General features: G+C 66.8%; 15 protein-coding genes. 7 read left to right on the forward strand and 8 right to left on the reverse strand.

Translation table 11 applies throughout. The annotated features are described in order from the left end of the window. Window positions 1–38: 38 nt before the first annotated feature. From E3O25_RS01990 to dut, 3 genes are read right to left on the reverse strand one after another with little or no spacing between them, the layout of a single operon-like run. Window positions 39–848: a DUF3159 domain-containing protein gene (locus E3O25_RS01990; RefSeq protein WP_134360313.1), complete on the reverse strand. Its 810-nt coding sequence runs from the start codon at window positions 846–848 to the stop codon at window positions 39–41. Window positions 849–868: 20 nt separating this feature from the next. Continuing rightward, complete coding sequence (locus tag E3O25_RS01995) at window positions 869–1459, reverse strand: DUF3710 domain-containing protein (RefSeq protein ID WP_092112644.1); 591 nt, start codon at window positions 1457–1459, stop codon at window positions 869–871. Between the two features lie 35 nt (window positions 1460–1494). Next, window positions 1495–2022 carry a dUTP diphosphatase gene (gene dut, locus E3O25_RS02000; protein ID WP_092112616.1) on the reverse strand — a complete coding sequence of 176 codons (528 nt, stop codon included), beginning with the start codon at window positions 2020–2022 and terminating at the stop codon, window positions 1495–1497. A gap of 38 nt (window positions 2023–2060) precedes the next feature. Here dut and E3O25_RS02005 point away from each other — a divergent pair, with 38 nt between their 5' ends. Continuing rightward, window positions 2061–2513: a DUF3093 domain-containing protein gene (locus E3O25_RS02005; RefSeq protein WP_092112618.1), complete on the forward strand. Its 453-nt coding sequence runs from the start codon at window positions 2061–2063 to the stop codon at window positions 2511–2513. A gap of 33 nt (window positions 2514–2546) precedes the next feature. Here E3O25_RS02005 and E3O25_RS02010 read toward each other — a convergent pair whose 3' ends face one another. Then, window positions 2547–2840: a DUF4193 domain-containing protein gene (locus E3O25_RS02010; RefSeq protein WP_092112645.1), complete on the reverse strand. Its 294-nt coding sequence runs from the start codon at window positions 2838–2840 to the stop codon at window positions 2547–2549. A gap of 199 nt (window positions 2841–3039) precedes the next feature. On the opposite strand from E3O25_RS02010, the gene sepH reads away from it, so the two are divergent. Then, a complete protein-coding gene (gene sepH, locus E3O25_RS02015) occupies window positions 3040–4203 on the forward strand; it encodes a septation protein SepH (protein WP_134360314.1) in 1164 nt (387 codons plus the stop codon). A gap of 12 nt (window positions 4204–4215) precedes the next feature. On the opposite strand, the gene E3O25_RS02020 is transcribed toward sepH, so the two are convergent. Both E3O25_RS02020 and E3O25_RS02025 read right to left on the reverse strand, forming a co-directional pair. Then, entirely contained in the window at window positions 4216–4902 is a 687-nt protein-coding gene (locus tag E3O25_RS02020; protein ID WP_092112622.1) for a response regulator, read from the reverse strand. After that, window positions 4895–6568: an ATP-binding protein gene (locus E3O25_RS02025; RefSeq protein ID WP_092112624.1), complete on the reverse strand. Its 1674-nt coding sequence runs from the start codon at window positions 6566–6568 to the stop codon at window positions 4895–4897. Before E3O25_RS02025 ends, E3O25_RS02020 begins: the two co-directional genes overlap by 8 nt. Before the next feature lie 169 nt (window positions 6569–6737). On the opposite strand from E3O25_RS02025, the gene E3O25_RS02030 reads away from it, so the two are divergent. The 5 genes from E3O25_RS02030 to E3O25_RS02050 are packed head-to-tail and all read left to right on the forward strand — an operon-like array spanning window position 6738 to window position 12216. Next, entirely contained in the window at window positions 6738–7757 is a 1020-nt protein-coding gene (locus E3O25_RS02030) for a tripartite tricarboxylate transporter substrate binding protein (RefSeq protein WP_092112626.1), read from the forward strand. A gap of 2 nt (window positions 7758–7759) precedes the next feature. Further along, on the forward strand, window positions 7760–8287 hold the full coding sequence (locus tag E3O25_RS02035) for a tripartite tricarboxylate transporter TctB family protein (RefSeq protein ID WP_092112628.1): 528 nt from the start codon (window positions 7760–7762) through the stop codon (window positions 8285–8287). Beyond that, a complete protein-coding gene (locus E3O25_RS02040; RefSeq protein WP_092112630.1) occupies window positions 8287–9939 on the forward strand; it encodes a tripartite tricarboxylate transporter permease in 1653 nt (550 codons plus the stop codon). Before E3O25_RS02035 ends, E3O25_RS02040 begins: the two co-directional genes overlap by 1 nt. Before the next feature lie 49 nt (window positions 9940–9988). Continuing rightward, window positions 9989–11146: a winged helix DNA-binding domain-containing protein gene (locus E3O25_RS02045; protein ID WP_092112631.1), complete on the forward strand. Its 1158-nt coding sequence runs from the start codon at window positions 9989–9991 to the stop codon at window positions 11144–11146. 26 nt (window positions 11147–11172) lie between these two features. After that, on the forward strand, window positions 11173–12216 hold the full coding sequence (locus tag E3O25_RS02050; RefSeq protein ID WP_092112633.1) for an aromatic acid exporter family protein: 1044 nt from the start codon (window positions 11173–11175) through the stop codon (window positions 12214–12216). A 182-nt stretch (window positions 12217–12398) separates the two neighbouring features. Here the strand turns inward: E3O25_RS02050 and E3O25_RS02055 are convergent, their stop codons facing one another. Both E3O25_RS02055 and E3O25_RS02060 read right to left on the reverse strand, forming a co-directional pair. Further along, window positions 12399–13133 carry an amino acid ABC transporter ATP-binding protein gene (locus tag E3O25_RS02055; protein WP_134360315.1) on the reverse strand — a complete coding sequence of 245 codons (735 nt, stop codon included), beginning with the start codon at window positions 13131–13133 and terminating at the stop codon, window positions 12399–12401. Further along, entirely contained in the window at window positions 13130–14593 is a 1464-nt protein-coding gene (locus tag E3O25_RS02060; protein WP_134360316.1) for an amino acid ABC transporter substrate-binding protein/permease, read from the reverse strand. Before E3O25_RS02060 ends, E3O25_RS02055 begins: the two co-directional genes overlap by 4 nt. Window positions 14594–14680 lie beyond the last annotated feature (87 nt).

Genomic DNA, 14680 nt, shown 5'->3' on the forward strand with positions numbered 1-14680 from the left:
TAACTCTAGCAGGCGACCGCGCACCGGCGGGCCGCAATTCAGACCGCGTCGGATGTCTCCGCTGTGCGATAGACGGACCGCACCATGAGCCAGGAGACCACGAGCAGCGGCGCGTAAAGCGGGATGCCCATGAGCAGCTTCATCGACGCGAGAAGTTCGACGTTGTCGGCGAGGTAGAGCGGCAGCTGCACGGCGAGGCGGCCAAGAAATAGGCCGGTCCAGCACAGCGTCAGGATGGTGAGCACGCGGCGCTTGCTGGCATCGAGGCGCCAGGCCACGCCGTCACCCATGAGAAAGCCGACGGCCACGCCGATGAGGGGCCAGCGCACGAGCACGGAGATCAACAGGGCGGCGCCGTAACCGGCGTTGGTCCACAGTCCCACCAGAAAGAAATCAGAGGGCTTTCCGGAGAACAGGGCGAGGGCAACGCTGATCGCGGTGCCGACGAGCCCGCCGAGGGCCGGGGTCGTGGTCTGCCGGGTGACGGCGCGCAGCACCACGAAGATGACGCCGATCACGAGCGGGGCGACGAGCGACGGCAGCAGTGTGCCGATCGGGTCACTCGTCACGTCGGTGGACGGGTCGATCGTGAGCGAGTAGGTGACCAGAAAGACCAGGCCGGGCAGCACAGCCTCGACCAGACCGCGGATGCCGCCCATCGCCTTCAGCAGCGCGTGGCCGCTGATCGGCTCCCCCTCGGTTGCGGCACCGAACCCGGCGCGACGGGCCGCTCCGGCCATCGAGTCGGCGAAGAGTGCAGACGGTGTCGGCGGCACCGGGGGTGCGGGCGGCATCGCTGTGGGTTCGTCGGACTCGTGCGGCTGCTCTGGCCGATCCTGGTCGCTCATCGCCTTGTCAGACTGCCTGGTTAAACCGATGTGGTCTCGGTGGCGCCGGCCGGAGTGGCCGGCATACGCAGCGGAATCAGGTCGCGCGGCGGCATCGGGGTGGATCCGCGCACGACGACGATGCTGCGGAACAGATCTTCGATCTGCGCTGCGGCGTCCGGGTCGATCGCGCCCTCGCCGGCAATGACGCCGCGCAGGAACCAGCGCGGACCGTCGACCCCGATGAAGCGGGCGAGTCGGGTGACGCCGCCGGCTTCCTGACCGGCCGCGACGGGAATCTCAGCGACGAGTTCGGGGCCGAACGGTCCTTCGCGGGGAGTCGTCGTGCCGCCCTGCTTGCCGATCTGGTCGGCGATCTGGTCGCGGATCTCGTGCCACAGGCCGCTCGAACGCGGCGCCGCGAACGGCTGCACCTGCAGGGTCGAACCGGCGAAGTCGAGACCGATCGCCACGACCCGCTTGCTGCCCTCTTCAATTTCGAGGCGAAGGTGCAGACCTTCACGCGGGAGGATCTTGATTCCGCCGAGGTCGACATAGGGGCGTACCGGGTTGGCCTCCGACTCGTCGAACGGGCCGTCGGTCTCGCGGTCGTCGGGAGCCGACTTCGGCATGCTGGCGGGGATCTCCCCCGGGTTCGTGAGGTCGCTCACTGGCTGTCTCCTGTCTGCGGGGCCGTTCGGCCGGGCGCTGGTGCACTGTCTAGTTCAGTGGCGTCTACTTCAGCGGCGTCTACTTCAGCGGCGCGAACGCCGGTCGAGCCGAAACCGCCCTCGCCGCGTTGGCTGCCCGGCAGCTTCTCCACGGCGATGAACGTTGCCCGGGCGACGGGCATGACGAGCAGTTGGGCGATGCGATCGCCGACATTGATCGTGAACGGTTCGGTCAAATCGGTGTTGAGCAGGGCCACCTTGATTTCACCGCGGTAGCCGGCATCCACTGTTCCGGGGGCATTCACAATGGTGATGCCGTGCTTGACGGCGAGCCCGCTGCGGGGAACGACGAACGCCGCAAAACCGTCGGGCAGGGCGATCGACACGCCGGTTCCGACAAGTGCACGGGTTCCCGGGGCGAGCACAACGCCCTCGGCCGCGTGCAGATCGGCCCCGGCATCACCGGGGTGTGCGTAGTTCGGGAGGATGGATGCCTGGATCAGGACTTCGACGCTTTCTGCCACGTGTCGAGGGTAGTGCAGATATCTGATCGAATAGAGCCATGCCTGATTACCGCGAAAAACTGTGGCCCAACGCCTGGGCCTTCATCGTCACCGCTCTGGTGATTCCAGCGAGCATTCTTGTGCTCGTCCCCATCTCCCTGTTTGCCGGCATTGTCACGGCCGTTGTTTTATACGGCGGCTGCGTGCTGCTTCTCGTGCTGGCGGCGCCGGTCGTGCGCGTGCAGAACGGCGAATTGATCGCCGGGCCCGCCACGATCTCCACCAGACTGCTCGGCGAAGCGACGGCCTTCGAGAAGTCCGAAGCCACCCAGGAGCGTGGGCCCCGGCTGGATGCCCGAGCCTGGCTGCTGATCCGTGGCTGGGTCGACCCTGTCGTGCGCGTGCCCATCGTGGACGCGACCGACCCGGCACCGTACTGGATCATTTCCAGCCGGCACCCAACAGAGTTGGCCGCCGCGATCAATGAATCGCGAACGGCCAACGTGGGGTAGTTCGGGTGGTGCTGTCGAGCTGATCGAACTGATCTAGGAGTCGCACTCCAGGCAGACGGTTCCGAGCTTGGTTTCGTGGCCCATCTGCGAGCGGTGCTTCACCAGGAAGCAATTCACGCAGGTGAACTCGTCGGCCTGCGCGGGCAGAACGACGACATCGAGGTCCAGGTCGGACAGGTCGGCGCCCGGAAGATCGAATCCACCGGGGTTGTCGGAGTCGTCGACATCAACGCTGCCGGACATCTTGTCTGGCACGCGTTCCTTGAGGGCCTCGATCGACTCGGAGTCGTCTTCAGTCTTTCGGGGTGCGTCGTAATCGGTTGCCATGCCCATCCATTTCAGTTACGCCGATAAACGAAATCGGCGGGCACAGTTTCCAACAATCCGGACGGAATAGCAAACCGTCCGCCAACTTTTTATTCGGACACGAAGAAACAACTTGCGGCACGCCCGGCGTATTCCCGCGAATAGGCACCAACCCGTGGCAGTCTTGCAGCCAACGGTAATCGCGAGAGGGCTTGTCTTCATGCAGGAATTGAAGGTTATTGGGGTTGAGAACGGAGCGCTGCTCGCAGCGTCCGAAGATGGCGACCGGTATCGCATCGCCATCGACGAGGTTCTGCAGTCCCGGCTTCGCCAAACCCAGACGGAACGCACGAACGCACCCAAGTTGTCTCCCCGGGAGGTGCAGGCGCATATTCGCTCCGGAATGTCCGCCGAGGACGTCGCCGCCGTCACCGGCGCATCCCTCGAGTACGTGCGCCGCTTCGAAGGCCCGGTCGTGGCCGAGCGGGAGTACATCGTCTCCTCGGCCCTGAGCGTTCCGGTGCACACCGCCATCGACCCCGACCCGGTCGACGAGAACGTCAACTTCGGCAGCGTCATTCGGGAACGCCTCGCCTCACTCGGTGCCACCGGTGAGCGGTGGGCGAGCTGGAAAGAGCCCGGCGGCGGCTGGATCGTGAAGCTGTCGTTCACCGCCGACGAGATCGACCATGATGCCCGTTGGGGTTTCGAGCCGAAGAAGAACTCGCTGTCCCCGATCGGCAGCGAGGCAATCGCGCTGTCGCAGCAGGGAGAACTCAAAGGCTCACTGATTCCGCGCCTGCGCGCGGTCGGCTCGGAGACGAGCGCCGCCGATGTGTCGCGTTTCGACAGCAACGCCTTCAATTTCAAGGAATCGCTCGCCGACGAAATTCTGGGCGACACGAGCCCGAACCTCGAAGCCGTTCCCTACTCCCGCGGCGCTATCCGCGACGATGCCGTGTCGAAAGCGGCGATCAAACGCGCCGCCGAGCCGGCCGCTAACATGAGCGAAACCGCTGACCTCCTGGAATCCCTGCGTCGTCGTCGCGGGGAACGCGAGGCAGCGTCGAACGGGGCGGCAGCCAAGCCGACGGCATCCGCTTCGGTACAGCACCCCGCACAGAACACCGTGCCGCCGGCTGCCCAGACGTCAGCCTCGCTCCGACCGCGCCGCGCGGCGCCGACCGATTCTGCGGTCACCGACGAGTCCAGTGCGGCGCCGGCCACCACGCCGGAACCCACCGGAAATGCCTGGGCAAATCAGGCTGCCCGGGCGCAGGAACGCACCAACCACGGACGCACGACGCCCAAACGCGGGCGCGCCTCGATGCCCAGCTGGGACGAGATCGTGTTCGGCGCTCGCACCGACGACGACCTCGGCTAGTGCGCGCACCGGTCAGCCGGCCAGCCAGGCGTAGCGACGCTGCGGACGGCCGGTCTGGCCGTAGCGCAGGGTGACCGCGGCCTGACCGGTCGAGACGAAATATTCCAGGTATTTGCGGGCCACCACCCGGGACAGGCCGAGCAGTTCGGCGCACTCCGAGGCGGCCAGGTCGGGTTCGCTGCCGGCGAGGGCGGCGGCGGCCAGTGACGCCGTCTCCTTGCTCAGACCCTTCGGTAAAGACCCGTCCGGTTCCGCGCTCGGCAGAGCGGATGCCCGCCCCAACGCCTGGTCCAGGTCGCTCTGGCTCAGGTCACCGCCGGCGCCGAGCAGACGACGTCGTTCGGCGTAGGCGGCCAGCCGGGACTGCAGTTCGGTGATCTTGAACGGCTTGAGCAGGTAGCTCACAATGCCGCCCTGCAGCGCAGCAGTGACCATCTCGGATTCACGGGCGGCGCTGAGCACGAGAAAGTCCACGTCGCGACCGGCTTTTCGGGCCCGACGGATCACGTCGAGTCCGGTCATGTCGGGCAGGTACATGTCGAGCAGAACGAGGTGCGGCGACTTGTGGTCAATCTGGGCGAGAGCGTCTGAGCCGGTGGCCGCGACGCCGACCACGGTGAAACCGGGCTGCTGCGCCACGATGCGTTCGTGGGCGCGCGCCACCATGAAATCGTCGTCGACGACGAGCACGTCACACACGGGTCTGCTCCTGGTCAGAGATTGACCGTGCGCCAGCGACCGGAAGCACGGCTTCGAACACGGCGCCGTGATCGGCCCGGTAACCCACCGATCCCCCGCGACGCGTTGCGACCAGGCGCACGATCGCGAGCCCGTATCCGTGGGAGTCTCCCCCGGCCAGCAGGGATTTGCTACTAACCCCCACCTCGAACACCCGGTCGATGAGCGCGGCGTCGATACCGGGCCCTGAGTCGCTCACCGTCACTCGCACCGAACCCGACACGGTCTGCACGTCGAGGCGCACATTCCGTTCCAGGGCCCCGGTGACGGCGTCGAGGGCGTTATCGACGAGGTTGCCGATCACCGTCACGAGGTCCGTTGACAGGTCGCCATCAACGCGGGCCAGGGCCGATTCGGGCGAGAGTACGAGCGTCGCGCCGCGTTCACGGGCGAGCGAGGTCTTCGCGATGACGAGTGCGGCGACCGCCGGCTCCTGCAGGCGGGTCAGCACCGAATTGTCGAGTTCGGTGCGGTCACGCGTCACGGCATCAACGTATTCAACCGCCGCCTCGGTATCGCCCAACTGCATCAGCATCGAGATGGTGTGCAGGCGGTTTGCGAACTCATGGGTTTGGGCGCGCAGGGTGTCGGTCGCCTGCCGGCTGCTGCCGAGGTCGTGCTGCAGGGTGACCAGTTCGGTGCGGTCGCGCAGGGTCGTGACGACCTCGGGCCGGGACCGCGGCGGGTGGATGAGCGTTTGATTGAGCACGAGCAACACCCCGCGGTTCACGAAGACCGTGTCGATCGCGCCTACCTCCCGCCGGCGCAGTGCCCGAACGGCCTCCTCGTCGAGGCCGACCGTGTCGATCGCGCGACCCTCGGCATCAGCGGGCAGACCGAGCAGGGTGCGGGCGCTGTCGTTGGCGAGCGTGATGAGCCCGTCGGTGTCGACGGCGATCACGCCCTCCCTGATGCCGTGAATCATGGCATCACGATGTTCGACCAGTCGGCCGATCTGTTCCGGTTCGAGGCCGAGGGTCTGCCGTTTCACCCGGGCGGCGAGCAGCAGCGATCCGGCGACGCCGAGCACCCCGGCCACCCCAACGTAGACGAGCAGGTTCGGGGCCGCGCTCGCGAGCAGCTCGGTCACGGCCGGAAACCGGCGGGCGGCAACCACGGTGCCCACGACCTCCCCGGAGTTGGACAGCACCGGCACCTGCGCCACCACGTTGTCGTTGGCGCCGATGGGCGCTACGCCAGCCCACGCCGCGTCGGACGTGTCGGGGGTCGGGTCGATGGCGAGAACGGACCCGACCAGCCGCGGGTCGGCCGGGGAAGCGATCACGCGACCGGCGGCATCCGTCACGAGCAGTTGGTCCACTCCCGTCGTGGTGCGCAGTGCTTCGACCGGCACCGAGAACTGCTGGGGCACCGCGTCGTTGTCGAGCAGGCTGCGCACGAGTGGGTTGGCTGCGGTGTATTCGGCGACCGTCAGCATGCGTCGCTGGGAGCCGCTCTCAAAGCTGCTGCGGGACTGTTCGAGCGAAATGGCCGTAACGGCGATGAGGACGAGGGCGATCAGGCTCAACTGGAACAGCAGCAACTGGCGGGTCAAACTGAGCCGACCTGAACGGATGCCCGACCCGCGCGGGCGCGCTGTCGGGTGCTCGGGATCGTCTCTGGCCATAAGAGATAATCCCTCATCGCGGGGTCAAACTGAAATTGTCGACGCCGGGACGCGCAACCGCAAGCTACACAACGTTCACTAACGTCACAAGTTGTGCCCGGCCCGGCCCACCAAGCAGGCTGAACCCGGCCAGCAAAGAGGCTCGCCAGAAATCGAAGAGGATTCAAGCATGCCAATCACAGCACGCACCACGCGCACCCGCCGCACGGCGGGAACCGTCTTTCTCGCCGGCGCCGTCGCACTCGCCCTCAGCGCCTGCGGAGTCACGAGCGCGAAGAACACCGAGGCCACCGACGAGGGCCCGATCCAAAACCTGCAGGTGATGATTCCCAATGCTGCCGGCAGTGGCTACGACGTCACCGGGCGCGCCGCGGTCAAGGTGATGGACGATCTCGGGCTGGCCTCCGGCACCGAGGTCACCAACCTGGCCGGTGCCGGCGGCACCGTGGGCCTCGCCCGCACCCTGACCGAAACCGGAAACGCCAACTTTCTGCTCATGATGGGGCTCGGCGTCGTCGGTGCCGCATACACCAACGAGGGCGACGCGAAGGTCGCCGACGCGACGCCGATCGCCGGACTCATCGAAGAAGCCGGAGCCATCTTCGTGGCGGCCGACTCCCCCTACCAAACCATCGACGACCTCGTCACCGCGTGGAAGGCCGACCCGGCCACCTTCGCCGTCGGCGGCGGCTCCTCCCCGGGTGGCCCTGACCACCTGCTGCCGATGCAGCTTGCGGATGCCGTCGGTATCGACCCGACGGCCGTCAACTACGTCGCCTACGACGGCGGCGGCGAACTGCTGCCGGCCATCCTCGGCGGCAAGCTGCAGTTCGGTGCTTCCGGCTATGGCGAGTTCCTGGAACAGGTGAAGTCAGGCGACCTGCGCGTGCTCGCCGTCACGAGCGAAGAGCGCGTTCCCGTCATCGAGGCCCCCACCCTCACCGAAGAGGGCATCGATTTGGTCTTCACCAACTGGCGCGGTCTCCTGGCCGCACCCGGTCTGACCGATGCTGAGATCGCACGCCTCGTCGACGCCGTCACCGAGATGCACGACAGCCCCGAGTGGAAGCAGGTTCTGGAAGATAACAGCTGGACGGACGCCTTCATCACCGGCGACGACTTCAGCACCTTCCTCACCGAGCAGGACACCCGCGTCGCCGACGTGCTGAAGACCCTGGGCCTGGTCTAAGCATGACCGCCCCCAGCACAGTTCCCCGCTCCGGGCTCCGAGCCCGGCTGCAGGGCCGTTCCGAGCTCGGCGTCGCCGCCCTGCTCGCGGTCATCGCGATCGTGATCGCGGTCGATACCGCGAACATCCGCCACACCGCGATCAACGCCGGCGTGATGGGACCGCAGGTCGTTCCCACGATCATCGCGATCGGCCTGGGCCTGTGTGCGATCGCCCTGGCGATCTCCGTGCTGCGGGGCGGCCACGCCGACGCCGAAGACGGTGAGGACATCGACCTCTCCCAGAAGGCCCACTGGCCCACCGTCTTCGGCCTCGGCGGCCTCATCCTCGTCTTCGCCCTCTCGATGGACTTTCTCGGTTTCGTGATCGGCAGTGCGCTGCTGTTCTACGGTTCCGCCCTGCTGCTCGGCTCCCGGCGCTTCGCTTGGGCGCTTGTGATCGGCATTCTTTTGGCCCTGGGCACGTTCTACGGCTTCGTACTGGGCCTCGGCATCAACCTGCCGGCCGGCCTGCTGACGGGAATTCTCTGATGGAAAACCTCACCCTGCTGATGGAGGGGTTCAGCAACGCGCTGACCCTGCAGAACCTGCTGTTCGCCCTCATCGGCGTGCTGCTCGGCACCGCCGTCGGCGTGCTGCCCGGCATCGGCCCGGCCATGACCGTTGCTTTGCTGCTGCCGCTGACCTACGCGCTCGACGTGACCGGATCGCTCATCATGTTCGCCGGCATCTACTACGGCGGCATGTACGGGGGGTCGACGACCTCGATTCTGCTGAACACCCCCGGCGAATCGTCCTCGGTGGTCACGGCGCTCGAGGGCAACAAGATGGCTAAGGCCGGTCGCGGAGCCCAGGCCCTCGCGACGGCCGCGATCGGCTCGTTCGTGGCCGGTACACTCGCCACCGGAGCCCTCGTCTTCGTCGCCCCGTTCGTGGTGGCGATCGCGATCGGCCTCGGCGCTCCCTCCTACTTCGCCATGATGGTCTTCGCCTTCGTCGCGGTGAGCACCGTGCTCGGCTCCAGCCGTATTCGCGGGCTCGCCTCGCTGTTCATCGGCCTCACCATCGGACTGGTCGGCCTCGACGGCACCACCGGCCAGGCGCGCATGACGTTCGGCCAACCGCTGCTCTCCGGCGGCATCGACGTCGTCGTCATCGCCGTGGCCCTGTTCGCGGTCGGTGAAGCACTCTGGATCGCCGCGCACCTGCGGCACGGCACCCCGGCGACGATCCCGGTCGGCGTGCCGTGGATGGGCAAGGACGATTGGAAGCGGTCCTGGAAGCCGTGGCTGCGCGGCACCGTCATCGGCTTTCCGTTTGGCGCCATCCCGGCCGGCGGCGCCGAGATCCCCACCTTCCTCTCCTACGTGGCGGAGAAGAAGCTGTCCAAGCATCCTGAACAGTTCGGTCACGGCGCCATCGAGGGCGTCGCCGGGCCGGAAGCGGCCAACAACGCCTCCGCGGCAGGCACTCTGGTTCCGCTGCTGACCCTCGGTCTGCCGACCACGGCGACCGCCGCGGTGATGATCGCCGCGTTCAACCAGTACGGCATCCACCCCGGGCCGCTGCTGTTCCAGACCGAGCCGGTGCTGGTCTGGACGCTGATCGCAAGCCTGTTCATCGGCAACACGCTGCTGCTGGCCCTCAATTTGCCGCTCGCGCCGCTCTGGGCGAAGCTGCTGCGCATCCCTCGGCCGTATCTCTACGCGGGTATTCTGTTCTTCGCGACGCTCGGCGCGTACGCGGCGGGCATGCAGACCTTCAACATCGTGATTCTGCTGCTGCTCGGCGCCCTCGGTTACATGGCCCGCCGGTTCGGGTTTCCGGTGCTGCCGATCATCGTCGGGGCCATTCTCGGCCCGGAGATGGAACGTCAGCTGCGGCGTTCGCTGCAGATCAGCGCGGGCGACCCGGCCGCACTGCTGAGCGAACCGCTCGCGGTCGTTGTGTACACCGTGATCGTGCTGTTTCTCGTGGTACCGCCGCTGGTCAAGGCGCTGCTGCGCCGGTTCGGTCGTAATGGACCTACCGCCGGCCCCGGAGCAGACGGCGGTAACACCGACGACACCGACGGAGCTACCGAGTCCACCGTGCAATTCGACGCCTTCGGAACCCAGACGTCGGACGGAAGCGCCCGCGTGATTCAAGTGGTGCGTCCCCGAGCCGGGCGGCGCGGCAAGTAACCCGCCCCGGTTTCGTTTACGCAGGTGCGGGAGTCGGCATACTGGTGTCATGCCAGCTGCCGTCTCCCGCGCCGACGTCGTTCGCCTGCGCCTGCACGCCCAGGGGCTGGCCGGGGTTCCCCTCGACGGGCCGGTCGCCGTCGTCGAGCGGATGCTCGCGGTGCAGGCCCAGGACTACCCGGCCGCACAGTGGGCCCTCGGGGTGCGCTCCCCCGGCACGACCATCGCCGAGGTGCAGGCATCCGTTTCGGCGGGTGAGATCGTGCGGTCGTGGCCGATGCGGGGCACGCTGCACTTCGTTCCGGCCAGGGAACTGGGCTGGATGCAGGCGCTCACGACCCCGCGCCTGCTCGCCAAGACCCGCACCATCAACGCACGACTCGGCCTCGACCTGCCCGTGCTGGAGCGGGCTCGAGCGGCCGCGATCGCGGCACTGACCGGCCACAAGCAGCTCAGCCGGGCTGAATTTCTGACCATGCTGCAGGCGGCCGGCCTGCCAACAGAGGGCCAGCGCGGGTACCACACCATCGCCCACCTGGCCCTGACCGGAACTGTGTGCTGGGGACGCCAGGTGGGTACCCAGCAGGGGCTGGTGCTGCTGGACGAATGGGTGCCGACCCCGCGCCGGCTCGAGCGCGATGAAGCGCTCGGTGAATTCGTCTACCGCTATTTTCTCGGCCACGGCCCGGCGACGCTGGTCGACTTCGCCTGGTGGTCGCAACTCACGGTCGCCGACGCGAAAACCGGCCTGGCCGTGGCTCGAGGCCGGCTCACCGAGGTGCGGGTCGACGGCGCAGCGTATTTTCTGGCCGCCGAGTCAGCGGATGCCGCAGTGCTGCCGACGGACCTGCGCCAGCACACGCCGGTGCTTGCGTTGCCCGGTTTCGACGAGTACCTGCTCGGGTACCGGGATCGCAGCCATGCGATCGCCGTTGACGAACTCGTTCGGGTGGTGCCCGGACTGAACGGAATCTTTTTGCCGCTCGTGGTGGCCAGCGGGCGCATCGTCGGCACCTGGCGCAAGAAGATCGCCACGTCGGGACTCACCGCCGAGGTTGCGCTGTTCGCGGCACCGACGACCGCGGCCGCCCGGGCGCGGGCCGCCAAGACTCAGCGCGGCTTCGCCCGGGCGGCGTCGGACTACGCTCGCTTTCTGGGCGTGCCGCTTCGGCCGATCCTCAAACCGGCGGTGACGGCATCCGCTTGACCTCACCGGCGGGTTAGCCTTGACCAGTGAAACTTACCTCCGCCCTGCGCATCTCCAAACGACTCCCGGTGCTGCAGGTCGTCAAGATGGCCGTGGCCGTGGCCCTGGCCTGGCTTGCCTCCCAGCTGCTGCTGCCGAGCGACCTGCCGATCTTTGCCGCCATCGCGGCCCTGCTCGTGGTGCAGCCGAGCGTCAACCAGACCTTCGGCCGCGCGATTGAACGCACCGCGGGCGTGATCGGCGGTGTCATCATCGCCTCGTCGATCGGGTTCTTCCTCGGCCAGTCGAGCTGGGTGGTACTCGGCACGATCGTGGTGAGCATTCTCGTGGCCTGGGCGCTGCGCCTGTCGCCGGTGTCGGCGAGCCAGATTCCGATCAGTGCCATGCTCGTGCTCGCTCTGGGTGCCACGACGCCGGGGTACGCCCTCGATCGTATCTTCGAAACCTTCATCGGTGCGGGAATCGCCCTGGTCATCAACGCGCTCATCGTACCCCCGGTGCTGATAGCGCCGGCCCGCGACGCCGTCGGTCTGCTGGCGCGCGAGCTGGCCGACACCTTCGACCGCATCGCGCAGGCGCTGCGCACCCCCCAGACTCCGATCGACCTGATGGAACTGATGATCAAGGCCCGGCTGCTGCGCCCCATGCTCGCGTCAGCGGAGAAGGCCATCGCCCAGGCGGAGGAGAGCCTCATGCTCAACCCGCGAAAGGCCAAACTGCGCGTGGCGCTCGACGCCGACCATGCCATGATCGAGCGGCTGCCGACGCTCGTCACCCGCGCCATCGGCATGACCCGTGCCCTGCACGACCACTACGACGCGTCCCTGCAGTTCGAACCGAGCGTGCAGGCCTTTTCCCGGGAACTCGCCCGGGCCGCCCACGATTTGGCGCTGCTCGCGCGGGAGGAAGGCGACCTGACGGTCGTGCCGGAGCCGCCGGACCCCGATGTGCTCGCCCTGACCGCACCACTGCGTATCGTGACGCCGCACCCGGACCACTGGATTTTGATCGGCTCGCTCATGGAAGACCTGCGCCGGGTGCGCGAGGAGATCGTCGGCGACCGGGCCTGAGCCGGGCTTCAGCGAAACGGATGCTGCGCGCGGGTCGCGCGCACAGCATCCGTTTCGCAGGGTGCCCGGGCCGATCATGGTCGCGCCCGAAACGGGTGGCCGCTACGCCCGTTACCGTAGCGGCTGCCGAAATGGGGGGCGGTCGCGAACCGGCGGCGTCGACCGGGCCGGTCAGAATCCGGCTAGAGCACCTTGGAAAGGAAGTCCTGGGTGCGTGCTTGTTGCGGGTTGCCGAACAGTTCGGCCGGGGTGCCCTCTTCGACGATGAGCCCGTCGGCCATGAAGATGACCCGGTCGGCGACCTCGCGGGCGAACCCCATCTCGTGGGTGACGACGACCATGGTCATTCCCTCGGCGGCGAGATCCCGGATGACCTGCAGCACTTCGCCGACCATCTCGGGGTCGAGGGCGCTGGTGGCCTCGTCGAAGAGCATGATGTCGGGGTTCACCGCGAGCGACCGGGCGATGGCCACGCGCTGCTTCTGACCGCCGGAGAGCTGCGCGGGACGGGCGGTGGCCTTGTCGGTGAGGCCTACCCGGTCGAGCAGCTTGAGGGCGGTGGCGCGGGCATCCGCTGGGGATTGCTTCTTCAATTCGACCGGAGCCAGCATGATGTTCTGCAGCACCGTCATGTGCGGAAACAGGTTGAAGTGCTGGAACACCATGCCGATGTGCTGGCGCACCTCGTTGAGGTTGACGGTCTTGTCGCTGACGTTGAATCCGTCGACGATGACCGTGCCGCCGCTCAGCTCGTCGAGCTTATTGAGGCAGCGGAGAAACGTGGACTTACCCGAACCCGAGGGGCCGATGACGCAGACGACCTCGCCCTCAGCGATCTCGACGTCGAGGCCCTTGAGCACCTCGTTGGATCCGAACGACTTGCGCAACCCGGTGACGCTGATCTTGCTGGCGCTCATTTGTTGAACCTCTTGTCGAGCTTGTTGGAGAGCATGGTGAGCAGGTTGATGACGATGAAGTACAGCGCTGCAACGATCAGCAGGGTCTCACCGGTGCGAAAGTTGGCGGCATAGATCTGCTGGCCCTGATAGGTGAGTTCGGCGAAGCCGATCACGGCCAGGAGCGAGGTGTCCTTGAGGGTCATCACGAACTGGTTGATGAACGACGGCGTCATGATCTTCACGGCCTGCGGCAGCACGACACGGCGCATCGTCGTGACGTAGCCAAGGCCGAGGCTGCGGCCGGCTTCGGTCTGGCCGGGATCGACCGACTGGATGCCGCCGCGCACGATCTCGGTCATGTAAGCACCCGCGTTGAGGCTCAGGGTGAGCACACCGGCGGTCAGCACGTCGATCGACTGCCCGGTCAGTTGCGGCAGGCCGAAGTAGAAGAAGAAGGCCTGCACGAGCAGCGGCGTGCCGCGAAAAATGCTGACATAGACACCGGCGATGCCGCGCAGAATGCGGCTCTCGGAGACCTTGAAGAAGCCGAACAGCACACCGAGCACGAGGGCGATCAGAATGGACAGGCCGGTCGCGAGCAGCGTGAGCCCGAGCCCCTTCATGAGGGCCGGCAGGCTGTCGCCGAGCAGCCCGAAGAAACCGGATGCTGCGGCGGGCGCCGGCTGCTCGAGATACGTATCGAGAATGGCCTGGTACTCGCCGCTGTCTTTTAGCTCGGCCAGGCCCGTGTTGAACGCGGCGAGAAGTTCGGGGTTCTGGCCCTTGTTGACGGCGAACCCGTAGGAACTGCCCTGTTCCTTCTCGGTGACCGACTTGAGCCCGTTGTTCTGGTTGATGCCGTAGGCGAGCACCGGGTAGTCGTCGAAGACCGCGACGGAGTTGCCGGCTTTGACGTCGTCGTACATTGTGGCGGAGTCAGCGAGGGCTTTGACGGTGAAGTCGTACTCGTCCTTGATCGAGTTGGCGAAGGTCTCCCCCTCGCTTCCCCGCTTGGCGACGACGGTTTCGCCGGCCAGGTCGGCGTACCCGGTGATCTCGGTGTTGTCCTCGGCGACGGCCATCTGCACGCCGGAGTCGAAGTACGGGTCGGAGAAGTCGAAGATGAGTTCACGCTCGTCAGTAATCGACATTCCGGCGATGACGCCATCGACCTGGTTGGACTGCAGAGCCTGCAGGGCTGCGTCGAAGCCGAGCGACTTGATCTCCACGGTAAAACCCTGGTTCGCGGCGATATCGCGAATCAGGTCCATGTCGATGCCGGTCAATTCACCGTTTTCGCGGTACTCGAACGGCGCAAAGGTGGTGTCGGTGCCGATGACGTAGGTTTCGCCGGTGACCGTGGTCTGCGGCGGAGCCGGCTGGCTGGCGGCTGCGGCGCTGACGCCGACGAATCCGCCGGCGAGGCCCAGCAGCGCCGTGGCGGCGACCGCGAGCTTTCCCGCCCGAAAAATATTCATTGTGCGCAAAGTGGAACCATTTCTTGTCGTGCGATTCGCGCCGATCGACGCCGATGACCCGGGAGCGGATATGCGCCTACCCCGTCG

It is taken from the genome of Cryobacterium sp. TMT1-3, assembly GCF_004402315.1.
Classification (GTDB): Bacteria; Actinomycetota; Actinomycetes; order Actinomycetales; family Microbacteriaceae; genus Cryobacterium; species Cryobacterium luteum.

Excerpts from the sequence above, each read along its gene's own strand:
- E3O25_RS02040 (WP_092112630.1), top strand. The coding sequence starts at position 8,287 with ATGGAAAACCTCACCCTGCTGATGGAGGGGTTCAGCAACGCGCTGACC.
- sepH (WP_134360314.1), top strand. The coding sequence starts at position 3,040 with ATGCAGGAATTGAAGGTTATTGGGGTTGAGAACGGAGCGCTGCTCGCA.
- E3O25_RS02030 (WP_092112626.1), top strand. The coding sequence starts at position 6,738 with ATGCCAATCACAGCACGCACCACGCGCACCCGCCGCACGGCGGGAACC.
- E3O25_RS01995 (WP_092112644.1), bottom strand. The coding sequence starts at position 1,459 with ATGCCGAAGTCGGCTCCCGACGACCGCGAGACCGACGGCCCGTTCGAC.
- E3O25_RS02010 (WP_092112645.1), bottom strand. The coding sequence starts at position 2,840 with ATGGCAACCGATTACGACGCACCCCGAAAGACTGAAGACGACTCCGAG.
- E3O25_RS01990 (WP_134360313.1), bottom strand. The coding sequence starts at position 848 with ATGAGCGACCAGGATCGGCCAGAGCAGCCGCACGAGTCCGACGAACCC.
- E3O25_RS02055 (WP_134360315.1), bottom strand. The coding sequence starts at position 13,133 with ATGAGCGCCAGCAAGATCAGCGTCACCGGGTTGCGCAAGTCGTTCGGA.
- E3O25_RS02060 (WP_134360316.1), bottom strand. The coding sequence starts at position 14,593 with ATGAATATTTTTCGGGCGGGAAAGCTCGCGGTCGCCGCCACGGCGCTG.
- E3O25_RS02045 (WP_092112631.1), top strand. The coding sequence starts at position 9,989 with ATGCCAGCTGCCGTCTCCCGCGCCGACGTCGTTCGCCTGCGCCTGCAC.
- E3O25_RS02005 (WP_092112618.1), top strand. The coding sequence starts at position 2,061 with ATGCCTGATTACCGCGAAAAACTGTGGCCCAACGCCTGGGCCTTCATC.
- E3O25_RS02025 (WP_092112624.1), bottom strand. The coding sequence starts at position 6,568 with ATGGCCAGAGACGATCCCGAGCACCCGACAGCGCGCCCGCGCGGGTCG.
- E3O25_RS02035 (WP_092112628.1), top strand. The coding sequence starts at position 7,760 with ATGACCGCCCCCAGCACAGTTCCCCGCTCCGGGCTCCGAGCCCGGCTG.